Annotated in this window: 13 protein-coding genes; all 13 read left to right on the forward strand. The window is 28.7% G+C overall.

The annotated features are described in order from the left end of the window. Positions 1-11 precede the first annotated feature (11 nt). Genes asnB through ACIJYC_RS00870 form a run of 13 tightly spaced genes read left to right on the forward strand, consistent with a single transcriptional unit; the run spans position 12 to position 13,964 of the window. Complete coding sequence (asnB, locus tag ACIJYC_RS00810; RefSeq protein ID WP_435166714.1) at positions 12-1,904, forward strand: asparagine synthase (glutamine-hydrolyzing); 1,893 nt, start codon at positions 12-14, stop codon at positions 1,902-1,904. Continuing rightward, entirely contained in the window at positions 1,894-3,219 is a 1,326-nt protein-coding gene (locus tag ACIJYC_RS00815) for a hypothetical protein (RefSeq protein WP_435166717.1), read from the forward strand. Before asnB ends, ACIJYC_RS00815 begins: the two co-directional genes overlap by 11 nt. Before the next feature lie 30 nt (positions 3,220-3,249). Then, on the forward strand, positions 3,250-4,017 hold the full coding sequence (locus ACIJYC_RS00820; RefSeq protein WP_435166720.1) for a class I SAM-dependent methyltransferase: 768 nt from the start codon (positions 3,250-3,252) through the stop codon (positions 4,015-4,017). A 5-nt stretch (positions 4,018-4,022) separates the two neighbouring features. Then, positions 4,023-4,964, forward strand: a complete 942-nt coding sequence (locus tag ACIJYC_RS00825) for a hypothetical protein (RefSeq protein WP_435166723.1) — start codon at positions 4,023-4,025, stop codon at positions 4,962-4,964. Further along, positions 4,951-5,337, forward strand: a complete 387-nt coding sequence (locus ACIJYC_RS00830) for a DCC1-like thiol-disulfide oxidoreductase family protein (protein WP_435166726.1) — start codon at positions 4,951-4,953, stop codon at positions 5,335-5,337. The genes ACIJYC_RS00825 and ACIJYC_RS00830 overlap by 14 nt, the downstream gene beginning before the upstream one ends. Next, entirely contained in the window at positions 5,324-6,274 is a 951-nt protein-coding gene (locus ACIJYC_RS00835; protein WP_435166729.1) for a hypothetical protein, read from the forward strand. The genes ACIJYC_RS00830 and ACIJYC_RS00835 overlap by 14 nt, the downstream gene beginning before the upstream one ends. Next, positions 6,264-7,835, forward strand: coding sequence for a hypothetical protein (locus ACIJYC_RS00840; protein ID WP_435166732.1), 1,572 nt, complete (start codon positions 6,264-6,266; stop codon positions 7,833-7,835). Before ACIJYC_RS00835 ends, ACIJYC_RS00840 begins: the two co-directional genes overlap by 11 nt. Further along, on the forward strand, positions 7,832-8,977 hold the full coding sequence (locus ACIJYC_RS00845) for a DegT/DnrJ/EryC1/StrS family aminotransferase (RefSeq protein ID WP_435166735.1): 1,146 nt from the start codon (positions 7,832-7,834) through the stop codon (positions 8,975-8,977). Before ACIJYC_RS00840 ends, ACIJYC_RS00845 begins: the two co-directional genes overlap by 4 nt. Further along, positions 8,978-9,556, forward strand: a complete 579-nt coding sequence (locus ACIJYC_RS00850; RefSeq protein ID WP_435166738.1) for a formyltransferase family protein — start codon at positions 8,978-8,980, stop codon at positions 9,554-9,556. It begins immediately after the preceding gene. 15 nt (positions 9,557-9,571) lie between these two features. After that, complete coding sequence (locus ACIJYC_RS00855) at positions 9,572-11,014, forward strand: lipopolysaccharide biosynthesis protein (protein ID WP_435166741.1); 1,443 nt, start codon at positions 9,572-9,574, stop codon at positions 11,012-11,014. Next, the gene (locus tag ACIJYC_RS00860) at positions 11,014-12,498 is read left to right on the forward strand and encodes a hypothetical protein (RefSeq protein ID WP_435166744.1); all 1,485 of its coding nucleotides are present in this window, start codon (positions 11,014-11,016) and stop codon (positions 12,496-12,498) included. Before ACIJYC_RS00855 ends, ACIJYC_RS00860 begins: the two co-directional genes overlap by 1 nt. Positions 12,499-12,508: 10 nt before the next feature. Then, on the forward strand, positions 12,509-13,198 hold the full coding sequence (locus ACIJYC_RS00865) for an acyltransferase (RefSeq protein ID WP_435166746.1): 690 nt from the start codon (positions 12,509-12,511) through the stop codon (positions 13,196-13,198). 7 nt (positions 13,199-13,205) lie between these two features. Then, positions 13,206-13,964: a polysaccharide deacetylase family protein gene (locus ACIJYC_RS00870; protein WP_435166749.1), complete on the forward strand. Its 759-nt coding sequence runs from the start codon at positions 13,206-13,208 to the stop codon at positions 13,962-13,964. Positions 13,965-14,025: the final 61 nt, after the last annotated feature.

The following is a 14,025-nucleotide window of genomic DNA, read 5'->3' on the forward strand; positions in this document are numbered from 1 at the left end:
ACTTATTGTTAATGTGTGGGCTAATTTCAATACATACTGAAAATAAAAATCTTTCAGACCATCTATTTATTCTCGATAAAATGATTTCAAAAATCAAACATCGTGGTCCTGATGATGAAGGAAAAACTCATGTGCCAAATCAAGCTCTATTTGGCCATCGACGATTAGCAATCATAGATATAAATAATGGACAACAACCAATGAGATCTGATGATAAAAGATATACTTTAGTTTTTAATGGTGAAATTTATAATTATGTTGAGTTAAAAGAATTATTAATAAAAGAAGGAATTTTATTTACAAGTTCCTCTGATACAGAGGTTTTATTTAAGTTACTTATAAAAAAGGGTTCAAAAGCACTTGATTATATTAATGGAATGTTCTCTTTTGTTTTCCATGATAGCAAAACTAACTCATGGCTTGCAGCGAGGGATCATTTTGGTATTAAGCCACTCTATTATGCACAATGTGGTTCCGATTTAGTCTTTGCATCTGAAATAAAAGCCATTTTGGAACATCCTGAAATTAGAGCTCAAAGAGATGAACATTCTTTGCAACAGTATATTACATTTCAATTTTGTTTAGACAACAGAACACTGTTTAAGGATATTAAAAAAGTTAAACCAGGACATTATATTACTGGAAAAGGTTCTAAAATTGATAAAGAATTATCTTATTGGGAGTCAAATTACGAAATTGATACCAATAATAATAAAGATTGGGAAACTCAATTACAATACTTGCTAAAAAATAGCATGGATTTACAAATGCGTTCAGATGTTCCTATAGGAACATATTTGTCAGGCGGGATTGATTCAAGTTTAGTAAGCTTTCTTGCATCAAAACGATCAAGAACACCGTTGCCGATGTTTCATGGAAAATTTAATGAAGGATCTGAGTATGACGAGTCTGATTATGCAAAAGAAATAGCTAAATTTACTAATGGGGATTACTTTGAGGTATCTCCTAATGCTGAAGATTTTGTTAAATTGCTTCCAAATTTAATTTATGCTTTAGATGAGCCATTAGCAGGACCAGGAGTTTTTCCTCAATATGTAACAAGCAAGCTGGCATCTCAACATGTTAAAGTTATATTAGGAGGTCAAGGGGGAGACGAAATTTTTGGAGGATATACCAGATATTTAATTGCTTATCTTGAGCAGGCAATTAAAGGAGTAGTTTTGGGTAATCAAGAAGAAGGAAAACATTTAGTTACATTAGAGTCCATTGTTCCAAATCTATCAGTTTTAAAAGAATATTCACCATTACTTCGTCATTTTTGGAGCAAAGGTTTATTTCAAAGCATGGATAGTAGATACTTTCATTTAATTGACAGAAGTCAGGGAAATAAATCAATTTTACATGATGATTTATATAAAAGTTTTGATAAAGAAAAAATATTTTCAGATTTTCAGAATATATTTAATAAACCCAATACAAAGTCATATATTAACAAAATGACTTATTTTGACCAAAACACTTTGCTTCCAGCACTTCTTCAAATTGAAGATAGAGTAGGTATGTCAGTTTCAATTGAGTCCAGAGTGCCTTTATTAGATTATAGAATTGTTGATTTAGTTAGAAGTATACCACCAGCATTAAAATTTCAGGGTGGAAAAACTAAGCATCTATTAAAGAAAAGCATTTCAAATTGGCTTCCTTCAAAAATTATAAATAGAAAAGATAAGATGGGTTTTCCCGTTCCACTCAAAGAATGGATGATTAAGGGTATCGTTAGAGATTTTGTAGGAGATACTCTTTTATCTGGAAAAAGTCTTAACAGAAATATTTATGACAAAAAAGCCTTAGAAAATATGATAGATAATCAGGGTGTTGGTGCACGTCAACTATGGGGTGCATTATGTTTAGAATTGTGGCATCAATTATTTATAGATGGAAATTAAAAATTTTTATTTACCAAGAAATAAAGAAATTCAAAACCATTCTATTTTTTCATTATCAAAATACTGGAAGAATAAAGATCATCTCATCGAGGATCTGCCAATAAAAAGAATAGTTGCTAATATTAAACCAGGAACTCCATTAAAACTTGTGTCAATCTTATTGCCAAATTGGGCAAAAAAATATGGGGTAGATGAATGTTTATTGGTTCCAATTGAATGTAAGCCTAAAAATTATTTAGGCAAAGATAAAGATCTTTGGAAAGAAATTGATTGGTTTTTAGCAATTTTTCTTATGCTTGAATGTTGGCATGAAAGGTTATGGGAAAATAAATTTGGCCCTATACATTCTTATAGTTTTAGATTGAAGGGTTGGGACCAAAGGGTGTGGGAGCACGCATGGGTAAATAGAATTGCCCTTTTTTTAAGAGAATGGGTAGCACATCAAAAAAATGAATCTGCTGAAATTCTTTTTGGCAAACAAGATAAGGCAAAAATAAAAATGACACATGATGTTGATGCAATAAAAAAAACTTGGGCTATTAGATTTAAACAATCATCATTTATATTGTTCAATGCATTTAAAGCATTAATTAAGGGACAGTTTATAATTGCAGCCACAAAAATAAAAAAATTATTTACTTTTTTTTTTACCAATGAAGATTGGATGGTTTTTAACAAGTTGTTGGATTATGAGAAAGATGAAGGAATAACTAGTGTTTTTCATTTTTATTCTGATTTACAAAAAAAGAGTTTAAAAAAAAAACTTTTTGACCCAGGTTATAAAATTAATTCAAAAATATTAAAAAATGTTCTGTCAGATATTATTTTAAAAAATCATGAAATTGGACTTCACCCAGGTTTTGAAAGTTGGAATAATACTGAGGATATTAGTAGACAAAAAAAGGATCTGGAAAATGTATGTGGAACGCCTATTAAAAGTGTAAGACAACACTGGCTCCGTTTTTCTTGGAACTCTACTTGGGCTTGTCAATCGGCAGCTGGACTAAAGCTAGATACCACTTTAATGTTTAATGACAGATCTGGTTTTCGAAACTCCAGTTCTTTAGCATGGCATCCGTGGAATGTTAGTGAAAATAAATCCTATAAAATTAAAGCTTTACCATCTATTTTAATGGACTCGCATATTTATGATTACTTAGATTTAAATGACGAAAAACGAGAAAATTATATGAATTATTGGATAGATGAGTGCAAAACTGTATCTGGAGAAGCAGCAGTGCTTTGGCATCCTCACACTTTAACAAAGGATTATGATTGGTCTAATGGTTTTTTAAAACTTTTAAAAATATTATGATAAAGTACTTAGCATTTAATCAAATAATCAATGGGAAAATATATCAGAAAACTAACTCCACAATATATTTCGAATATTCTTTGGGGAAACAGGAAGTTATGGGGTTTGGAAATAAGAGAAAATGATTCATGTTGGAAAGAATGGCAAAAACAATACAAAAATTTTTATTTTAAAAATCAGAAATCAGGTATAGGTAGGATAGTTAATAATGCTGGCTATAAAATCTTAAAGCATATTGATCTTAAAGATAAAAATATTTTGGAGATAGGTCCAGGCTCAATGGATCATATAAAATATTTTCAAGGTACACCCAAAAAATTTTTAATCTCAGATATCTCATCTGAATTTTTAAAAATGTCTGAGGATAAGCTCAAATCAACTAATATTTCTTATAAAAGTATTTTGCTTAATTCTAAGAAAGTTTTACCACTTGAAAATCAATCTATAGATATAGTATTGAGCTTTTACTCCTTAGAACACATGTATCCACTAGACAACTATTTAAATGAGATATTTAGAGTTTTAAAGCCCGGCGGTATTTTCGCTGGCTCTATTCCTGCAGAAGGAGGGCTGGCTTGGGGTCTAGGTAGAATGATGACTTCCCGTAGGTGGATAAAAAATAATACTACTATTAACGCTGATAAAATTATTTGTTGGGAACATCCAAACTTTTCTGATGAAATTGTTTCAAAACTTAATAAATATTTTAACAGAGTCAAATTATACTCATGGCCTATACCTTTTTTAACATTAATTGATTTTAATTTAGTTTTAAAATTTATTTACAAAAAAAAATGAAAATAATGAATATTTTAAATTTAAAAAAAATTTCTCAATTAATATTAAATAATTACAATTCCCCTATAAATTTTTATTTTGTTTATTGGTTTAAATTTATAATAGGAATTTTGTATTTATGGAAACTACTTAGTAGAGATTTTAGCAATATAGCATTGTGGCCTGTGAGTGTAATATCTGGATACCCAGTTGATATTTATCATCCTGATTATTTGCTATTTATGGGCATAGCGCCGTTTTTTGATTTAGTGACTTTTCACTTTATTCATTATTTTATTTCGTATCCTTCTGAAGGCATATTTAGCTTATTACAAAATATTGCTATTTTTTTATCGATATTATTAATTTTTTCTCCGTTGAGATATTCTAGAATAACAGCAATATTTTTATACTTTGTTGTATCTTATCTTTGGGGTTTTGTTTTTAGATTGGGTCAAGAGATTGATGCTGTTTTTCTTATACAAAGTTCTCTTTTAGTTTATGCTTTACTTCCCTTTGAAAACTCTTTTGAATATTGTAAAAAATTACGATTTTTAGCTTTAGTCGTTTTTGTAATTTATTATTTTTTCTCTGGTTTAAATAAGATTGTGGATTTAAGTTATGTTGAGTGGTTTAAGTTTGATTTAGTAAATATTAATAGTTCTTTCCATTTAAAATATTTATTAGAAAATTTAAGATATACTCCAGAATTACCAAGTTTTACTAAAAATGGGCTTTTTTATTATATACTTAATGATATTGGGTCAGCTATCACATATATAGTACACCTTTTGTTTCCTCTTTTATTGCTTTATTCAGATACAAAAAAAATATTAATTGCATGGTTTTTTTACACAATGTTCCATTTTCTTACTATTTATGTTGGAATATTATTTAGCATGAATTTTCTTGCTTGGTTGATTATTTTACCAGTTTATAGGTGGGGTTTTAAAAATGATAAAAAATAATATTACGATTGTCTATGATGGTGAATGCCCATTTTGTAGTGATTTTGTATCTTTAAATCGTTTAAAAGAGCATGGCTACAATGTAAAGTTAGTTAATGCACGAGACACTAGCAACCCATTAGTTCATGATTTAAAAAAGAAATATAATATTGATTATGGTATGATTGTTGTTGTAAATGAAAAAATTCTTTACGGAAGTTCAGCTGCAAGATTTATATCTTCTTCATATAAAAAAAATAATTTAAAGTCTTTAGTATATTGCCTAGTTTTATTTAATCAGAAGATTGCAGATTTTTCATATCCTATTCTTGTATTTTTAAGAAAAATATATTTCAGGTTAACCGGAAAAAGGTTCATAAATGACGATAAGTAATGTTTATCAAGCTATTACTTTGATTTTAATTATAAGTTTTTTAATAATTTTTTCTTTTACACCCGAAATTTTTTTAAACCAGATAATTATACCTTTAATTCATTTTTTAGATTTATCAGAAAAATCTGAAAAAATATTAAATTTCTTTTCAGGTTCATTTTCTAAATTAAGTAATACTTATAATTTAATATTTTATATTTTATTTATTTGTATTATTTCATTTTGTATTTTTTGGTTTTCTAACTATAGAAAAAATGGATCATTATTATTATTTTTTGCAATTATTTTATATCCAGTTGCAAATTTATTTATTGATACAGTGTGGATTAGAAGATTTTTGTTTTTAGTCTTAATGATGCCAACAGTACCTCGAATTTGGTATTTTTTTTTATTTATAATATCATTAATAGGAGAAGGTAGATATTATAAAAATATTCTTAAAAGTTTAGCTGGAATTTCTATTGCTATTTTCCTTTTGCCCGGTTTTTATTTACCACCATTTTATGATGGTATATCTGGCTGGTATTATGAGAATGACAAACCTCAATCATATAAATTAACTGCTATTAGAATTAAATTTTCAGACAATACATCTGTATGGTTTAAACCGTCATTTTTTAATCCTTTAACACAGGCTAATAGACCTGAAAGATTAATTTTAAGTCGAGATAAAGATTTTTATAATTCTGATAAATTTTATTATTTTTTGTTATCTCTATATAATAAATCTTATCCATCGCTTAAAAAAGGAAGATTACCAACACAAAAAAATTTAGGATTTCTTGCATATTCTCCACATAATATAGATAGATTTGATGCAAGAGAAATATATCTTCCTACTTCTGAGGTTGTAGCTTTTGAGCATGTAAGTATTGATAAAAATTCTAATGATAGGTCTGAGGAAATTATTAAGAAATGGAGTTTAAATGGTCAATAGCTCTTACTTGAACGAAATTAAAGCAAATTTACCTAGAATATTGTCATTGTTTGATACTGATAGAACAAGCGCTAGTTACGGAATAGGTGATCGGTATCATTGGGCTTGGGGTCTGATTGATTTTGGGAATGGAACTTTTCAAGGGGCAGCTCATGGTTTAGCTAGACTTTGGCATTCAAAAATGTGGCCTTTTGATACATCGCAAAAAAAATTTCTTTCTCGTATTAATTCAATTTTTGAAGCTACGAACAGTTTAAAGCGTAATGACGGTTCTTTGGAAGAGGCTTTTCCTCATGAAGGCTCTTATTGTGTTACTGCCCTTGTAGCTTTTGATCTTTTGTGCGCTAAAGAACTTTTAGACAAAGAAATATCTCGAGAGATGAGTAATCGATGGACCACTATAATTGCTTCAATGATTGATTATCTCATCAAAGCTGATGAAACTCACGCTATCATTTCTAATCATTTAGCAACTTCTGTTGCTGCTTTAGTCCGTTGGAACTTATTAACAGGTGACAAGAAGGCAGAAAAGAAGGCCAGGGACCAGTTAAATAAAATAATCTTAAATCAATCTGAAGAAGGGTGGTACAAGGAATATGAAGGTGCCGACCCAGGTTATCAGAGTCTTTGCATATATTATTTAGCTGATGTTCACAAATTAAAACCGGAATGGAAACTTTTAGATTCTTTAACTAGTTCAATAAATTTTCTTTGGTATTTTGCTCATCCAGATGGTTCTTTTGGTGGTTTATATGGTAGTCGTTCTACACGATTTTACTATCCAGCAGGAGTTATGGCGCTAGCAGATGAAATTCCAGAAGCTGCTATTTTATCTGAATTTATGAAAAATTCTATCAAAGACCAAAAGGTTGTGACATTATCTGCTGTAGATGAACCTAATCTTATTCCAATGTTTAATGCATATGCTTGTTCTGCTGTAATGTTAAATCAATTACAAACAACAAAAAAAACTGAAAGTACAAAAATATTACCATGCCAAGATCAAAAATCATTTCGTAAATATTTACCACAGGCTGGACTTTTATTAGATCGTGGTACAAATCATTATACTATTATTAGTACCCATAAAGGAGGTGTTGTATATCATTTTAACAATAGGTCCCCAGCTCAAATAAATGCCGGTCTAGTTCTACAAGATAATAAATCTCGTCTTGGGAGCACCCAATCTTATAACAAAAAAAATATTTTCTTTCAAAAATTAGATAAAATTGAAATTACTAGTCAAATTTCCTTAATGAATAAAAAAAAACCAAAGCCTTTTCATTTCATTTTGCTGCGTCTTTTCAGTCTAACAATTTTTAGATTCAGTATACTTAGAGAATGGTTTAAAAAGTATTTAGTAAATATGCTTATAACCAAACGTAAATTCTGGTCCGTAGAAAATAAACGTAGTATTCAGCTGGGTGCTGATCTTCAAATTGATGACGAGATTAACAAAAACCATGATTACAAAATTTTAAATAACGCAAGCACTTTTGTTCCAATTCATATGGCCAGCCAAGGTTATTGGCAAGTGCAAGACGAGGATGGTGAGACATGATTCCAAGATTTAAACCATCATTAGATTGGTCAGAATTTTTAACAATCTTTAAGAGGAACAAAAGGGCAGTAGAAAAATTTGAAAAAGAATTTGCTAAAACATTTAATGCTGTAGATGCTGTTGCTTTTCCATATGGTCGATCTGCTCAATGGGCATTTTTAAAAGCTATTGGTATAGAAAATGGCGAAGTTATAATGCCAGCCTACACTTGTTCCGTCGTAGCTCATGCAGTAACCCTTAGTGGAAATATACCACGGTTTATCGATATAGACTTATATGATTACAATATGAATCTAGATCATGCTGAATTAGCCATTAATGAAAATACTAGAGCAATTATAGCAACTCATACTTTTGGATATCCTCAAAATCTCGATCGTCTTGAAGCAATGGTAGAGAAAGCTGAAAAACGTTATGGAAAAAAAATTTGGCTAATCCAAGATTGTTGTCATGCTTTCGGTGCAGATTGGAAAGGAAAAATGATTGGAACCTCGGGTGATGTAGCAATTTATGCATTAAACATCAGTAAACTTATAACAAGTATTTTTGGAGGTATGCTTACGTTTCAGGATCAAAAGCTTGCAAATAAAGTAAGAGATTGGAGAGATACACATTTTAAATCAGGGGGTTGGCTAAAATCGATTAAGCGAAGACTTTATTTCCTTGCAGTTTATTTTGCATTTCATAAAAAGATTTATGGTTTTACTTTATGGTTACAGCAAAATACACCACTTTTAAATAAGCTTACTAAGGCCTACCACTTAGATAACAAAATTCATTTTCCACCAGACTATTTAGATAAAATGTTAAATGTTGAGGCAGCTGTTGGACTAAAACAGTTAAAGAAATACCCAAAGATCATTCAGTTTCGAAGAGAAAAGGCAAAATATTACAATCAAAATTTACCAAGAAAAGAGGGCTGGTGTTTACCACCAATTATTCAAGGAGCAACTTACTCACATTATACAGTTAGAGTACCTAATCGAAACGAAGTAATTTATGATTATAAAAACAAAGGAATTGAATTAGGCAAAGTAATTCAATACAGTATTCCAGATTTAATAGAATATACATCTTCAAATAATAACTTTCCGCTCGCAAATGAAGCTAGCAAAAATTCTATTAATTTTACTGTTTCTTAAATGAAAACTCTTTTGATTTTAGGTAATGATAAAATTAGTCAGCTTGCAGCTTCTAAAATTAGTTCAAACATAAATCTTAAAATTTTAATAGATAGATCAAATGATATAAAAAGAATATATAAATTACTTATTAAAAGGGTGATTAGTCCACTTCTCTTTGTAAAAATGTTTTACTGTGAGTTTAAAAGAAAAAATTTTTACTCACTCAAATCATTTGAGTCAATACATGACAATAAAATGTTAGTTAGTTTTGTAGAAAAACATAATATAAAAAAAATTATATTATTTAGAGCTAGTCTTATTGTAGGTAAAACATTAATTAAAAAAAAAATTACAATTCTAAATATTCATGCAGCAAAAGTACCTAAATATGGAGGGATTGGTTCTATACAAAAAGCTTTAAAAAAAAAAGAGCTCAATCAATACGCTAGCCTACATTTAGTAAAAGTAGCAATTGATAAAGGTAAAGTTTTAGATAAAGAGAAGTATAATTTGATACCAAACAAGAGTTATTGTTATAATGAAGGAATAGCTTATAGAGCAGCTTCAAAATTATTATCAAGAACTTTGTTAAAATGATAGAAAATATATTAAATGCTTAGATTAAAACAGTTAGGACAAGACACTTTAATATATGGAATAGGAGGTATTTTAGCGAAAAGCGTTTCTTTCTTTTTATTACCAATCTATACTCGAATTTTCACACCAGCTGACTATGGAACTATCGAAATGCTAACAGTTATCAGTAGTTTTTTATCTGCAATCTTGGTCATGGGAATGGATTCTGCGCAATCGATGTATTTTTTTAAGTTTAAAAAAAATGGAAAAATAGCTCAAGCTAAAATTGTTTCAGCTATCCTTCAATGGCGCTTATTATGGGGAATTTGCATTGTTCTTCTGGCAACCTTGATAGCACCAATACTTAATGCCTTGTTTTTTCAAGGAAAATTAAGTTTAGAATATTTTGCAATTGCTTTTGTTGGAGCTTTGTTCACACAAATCATGAAACAGAGTGCTGAGGTTATGCGTTTACTTTATAGACCTTGGGGATTTATCAGTATTACACTAAGTCAGAGTATTCTATCTGCAGTATTAATTTTAAGCTTTGTAATTTTACTTGATCAGGGAATTTTAGGTTTTTTTCTTGGTACCGGTATTGCTTCAGTAGCAATGGCAATTATTGGATGGTTTCGTATTCGTGATTATTGGCAATTTAAAGAAATTCACTTTAATCTCTGGTTACAATTAATCCGTTTTGGAGCACCACTAATGCCTGCGGGTATGGCAATTTATTTTATAAGTACTGCGGATCGTTGGTTCATACAACACTACCATGGTTCCGAGTCACTTGGAGTTTATGCAATAGGGGCTAAATTTGTAATTTTACTTACACTAGTCGTTGAAACTTTCCGTAAAGCTTGGTGGCCAATTGCAATGGACTCTATGCACGGTAAAGATGGCCCAGATACATTTCGTACAATTGCACGTTTATATATGGGACTTGGTACTTCAGGTATAGTTCTTTTGACTGCTTTCTCACCTTTTTTAGTGAGATGGTTGACAGCACCTGCATTTCATGACGCTTGGCCAATTATTGGAGTTTTAGCTTGGCAAGCTGTATTTTATGGTTTTTTCTTGATTGCTACAGCTGGAATATGGAAAACAGAAAAAATGTATCTAAATCTCTACTTGATGGGTGGGGCTGTTATTATAAGTCTATTTTTAAATTGGGTACTTGTTCCAGTCTATGGAAGTATGGGAGCTGCAATATCTACATCTTTAACATATTTTTTATTATTAGTAGTTTCAATGATTTTGAGTGAAAAACTTTGGAAAATAAATATTTCCATAATTATTTTAGCTTTTCAAATATTGTTAGGCTCTATTTTTGTCGCTTGGTTTGTTTATGGTGATAATGCATCCAATCCATCTTTGGTAATTTTGATAGCATTTTTAGTTGCAAGCATACTATTAATGAGCAGTATTCAATTTTCAAAAATAAAAAGTTTAATTATATTTTTTAAAGCAAAAAAATAATGTCCAAAATATTTAAAAATTTATTAACTTCTTTATTTCTTCCAAACTATTATTATTTTTTAGCTATTTTAAGATCAATAAAAATTTTGTTTAAAAATAATCTTTCAGATTATAATGGCCTGTATCCGTTACATGCATTGAATACTTTTTTTTATAAAGTACAAAATTTAAATATAAAAAAATTTTCAAGAAAGGGTATTTCTTCAATTATTGGTGGTGGAAATTATAATTTAAGTAATTGGTGGCATCTTCCTAATTTCAGTCACTTTTTTTTTACTAGAGCACCAGCAATAAGTGTTTTATGGGGCTCTTTAATGATACTAAGTTGGTTAATTTTTATAGATATATCAGTAAACGGTAAAATTGAATATTCTGTACTTCCTCTACTGAGTACAATTTTTTATATTTATGTCGTTAGCCTTCCTAATTATAACATATTTGGATTAATTGTTGTCTCTCCAATACTATATTACTTAATCAACAATGATACATTTTTTTTTGTATCATTTTCAATTTTATTACCAATCATTAGTCCAACAGTTTTTATAATTTTTTCTCCCATAGTTTTTCTTTATTCTATTTTAACAGCTAATCATTTATATTTTTTTTTATATTGCTTATTAATTCCATTAATATTTATTAATCTTTTATATTGTAAAAAAAAAGATTTGTGGTTGATATTTTCATGGATGCTAAATGCAATGGGAGTAAGGGCTACAAAATTTAAATTATATCGTGATAATCTAACTTTTAAAAAATTAAATTTAAGAGATTGTTACTATATTTTTTCTTATAGTTTAGCTATATTTTGTCTTTCAACTGTAGAATCTTCTTATACTTATTTTTGTGTTTATATTTTTGTTATTCATATAATTAATAGAAAATTAATTAAATTTTCTGATGAACAGAATATTTTAGCAGTTTATGTTATTTCTTTTGTAACACTGTTAATAATTTCAAAGGATTTTAATATATTTTCTTTTGGTTTAGCAATTATTGCTCTTTTTGAACCAATCAAAAATATACAAAAGATAAATCCAATTAATACTCGTAATTTAATTAAACAATTAAATGATTTTATAGGAAAAAATAAAAAACCTCTATTATTGTGCTTCTCTAATCCTAAAAATAATTACAGAAAAGTTTTTGATGGTCAAAGAATACTAGTTGAACCTATTTCTTACGTATGTAATAAAAATAATAGGCTTTTATTGCCCGATTGGTGGGCTGTTTTTAATAAATCAAGTCTTGAAAATTTTTGGATTGATAACAAGCATGATCTAATGTTAGTAATGAAAAATTATAACGTGGATGAGATTATATCGACCTCAAAAGAGACAGATCTTTTTTTTGACGATAGCTTTTCTCAGAAAGGGATTTTTGATTGGGATAAGGTATATTTTCAAGAATTTAGGCGTGATCTTAAAATAGATTTAGGTTTAAAAGATCCAATTATATGGAAAAAATATAAAAAAAATAATTAATAAAATTAATATGCAAAATATATTTGAATTTTTTAAAACAGATAAAAAAGCATTAATATTTTCTAAATATAGAGAAGGGGAAAAGTTGAATTTTAAAGACTATATTTGGTTATTAAAGAATGCTTTTTTTTATGAACTACCCAAAGCATTTATTTTGGGTTTTCCAAGTGGAATAGGAAACTTTTTTAGGAATATTTATTTAAAAAAAACCCTAAAAAAAGTAGGTAAAAATTCTATATTTGGTAAAAATTTAGATTTATCTGGTGAAAAAAATATAGAGATAGGATCTTACACATGGTTAGATGATTATGTGGTTCTGTCTGCTTCATTTGGAGAATTAAAAATTGGTAATCGTTGTCATATTTCTAGATCTTCAATTCTTTCAGGAGGTGGAGGACTTTATATAGATGATTATGTTGGAATATCTTCAAACGTACAAATTTACTCACATTCTGAAATTCCTATAAAAGGCAAGAGTATGGCTGGCCCAATGGTTAAAGAGACACAAAAAGGTTTTAAATCTTCACCAGTTTATTTAAAAGCAAATTGTTTTATTTCTGCAGGTGCAATTATCTTGCCAGGTGTAACTATAGGTGAAGGTTCAATAGTAGGTGCAAATTCTGTTGTTACCAAAGATGTAGAGCCCTGGACAATTGTAATGGGAGTTCCTGCCAAAAAGAAGGGAAAACGTCCTAGATAATCTACAAATGAAAAAAAAAAGATTGGCAATTAGCATCGACATGGATGATGCATGGGTTGGTTTTAGAAAAGAAAATTCTTTTTTGTCAGAGGCATTCACAAACATATTTGATTTATTTAAAAATGAAAAGTATAAGCCAACATTATTTGTCATTGGTAGAGACATAAATATATACAAAGAATATCTTAAAAAAGCATTTAATATGGGTTTTGATATTGGTAACCATGGATATTCCCATGGTTATTTAGATGGTCTAAAAAACTCTAAGATAAAAGATGAAATTTATAATACTCATGTAGCGTTAAAAGAATTTGGACCGATTAAAAGTTTTCGTGCTTCAGGTTGGTCGACCAATACTAATGTTGATAAAATCCTAGTTGAGCTTGGATATGAGATTGATGCATCTAGAGTAAAAGGTTTTAGTTTTTTAATACTCAAAATTATTCATTTTATTTATGCTAGAAAAGCTACTAAAATTTATGGAAGGTTTTCAAATCTTATATTCCAAGACAGTCTTAAAATGAATAACAGTCTTAAATATTTGATTTTAAAATCTGTTTTTGGAATTCCATTTTATCACTCAATGTTAAAATATTTACCTAATGTTATTAATAATTTTTTAATAAAAGTTTCTAAATTTTCTAATAATCAAAGTTATATTTTCCATGCTAGAGATTTTACAAATACCAACATCAATAAGACAACTTTAATATTGTCAATTTTAAGTGAAAATTATTTATTGACTTCAGTTAGAAATTTTTACTAAAGACACTATTATAAAAAGATATCTGGTAAAAATTAAATTTTAGTATTAGTAATTTTTACAA

It is taken from the genome of Candidatus Pelagibacter bacterium nBUS_28, assembly GCF_051200915.1.
Lineage (GTDB): Bacteria > Pseudomonadota > Alphaproteobacteria > Pelagibacterales > Pelagibacteraceae > Pelagibacter.

Coding starts and splice junctions, on each gene's coding strand:
- ACIJYC_RS00850 (WP_435166738.1), top strand. CDS start 8,978: ATGAAAACTCTTTTGATTTTAGGTAATGATAAAATTAGTCAGCTTGCA.
- ACIJYC_RS00830 (WP_435166726.1), top strand. CDS start 4,951: ATGATAAAAAATAATATTACGATTGTCTATGATGGTGAATGCCCATTT.
- ACIJYC_RS00865 (WP_435166746.1), top strand. CDS start 12,509: ATGCAAAATATATTTGAATTTTTTAAAACAGATAAAAAAGCATTAATA.
- ACIJYC_RS00870 (WP_435166749.1), top strand. CDS start 13,206: ATGAAAAAAAAAAGATTGGCAATTAGCATCGACATGGATGATGCATGG.
- ACIJYC_RS00855 (WP_435166741.1), top strand. CDS start 9,572: ATGCTTAGATTAAAACAGTTAGGACAAGACACTTTAATATATGGAATA.
- ACIJYC_RS00860 (WP_435166744.1), top strand. CDS start 11,014: ATGTCCAAAATATTTAAAAATTTATTAACTTCTTTATTTCTTCCAAAC.
- asnB (WP_435166714.1), top strand. CDS start 12: ATGTGTGGGCTAATTTCAATACATACTGAAAATAAAAATCTTTCAGAC.
- ACIJYC_RS00825 (WP_435166723.1), top strand. CDS start 4,023: ATGAATATTTTAAATTTAAAAAAAATTTCTCAATTAATATTAAATAAT.
- ACIJYC_RS00820 (WP_435166720.1), top strand. CDS start 3,250: ATGGGAAAATATATCAGAAAACTAACTCCACAATATATTTCGAATATT.
- ACIJYC_RS00835 (WP_435166729.1), top strand. CDS start 5,324: ATGACGATAAGTAATGTTTATCAAGCTATTACTTTGATTTTAATTATA.
- ACIJYC_RS00845 (WP_435166735.1), top strand. CDS start 7,832: ATGATTCCAAGATTTAAACCATCATTAGATTGGTCAGAATTTTTAACA.
- ACIJYC_RS00815 (WP_435166717.1), top strand. CDS start 1,894: ATGGAAATTAAAAATTTTTATTTACCAAGAAATAAAGAAATTCAAAAC.
- ACIJYC_RS00840 (WP_435166732.1), top strand. CDS start 6,264: ATGGTCAATAGCTCTTACTTGAACGAAATTAAAGCAAATTTACCTAGA.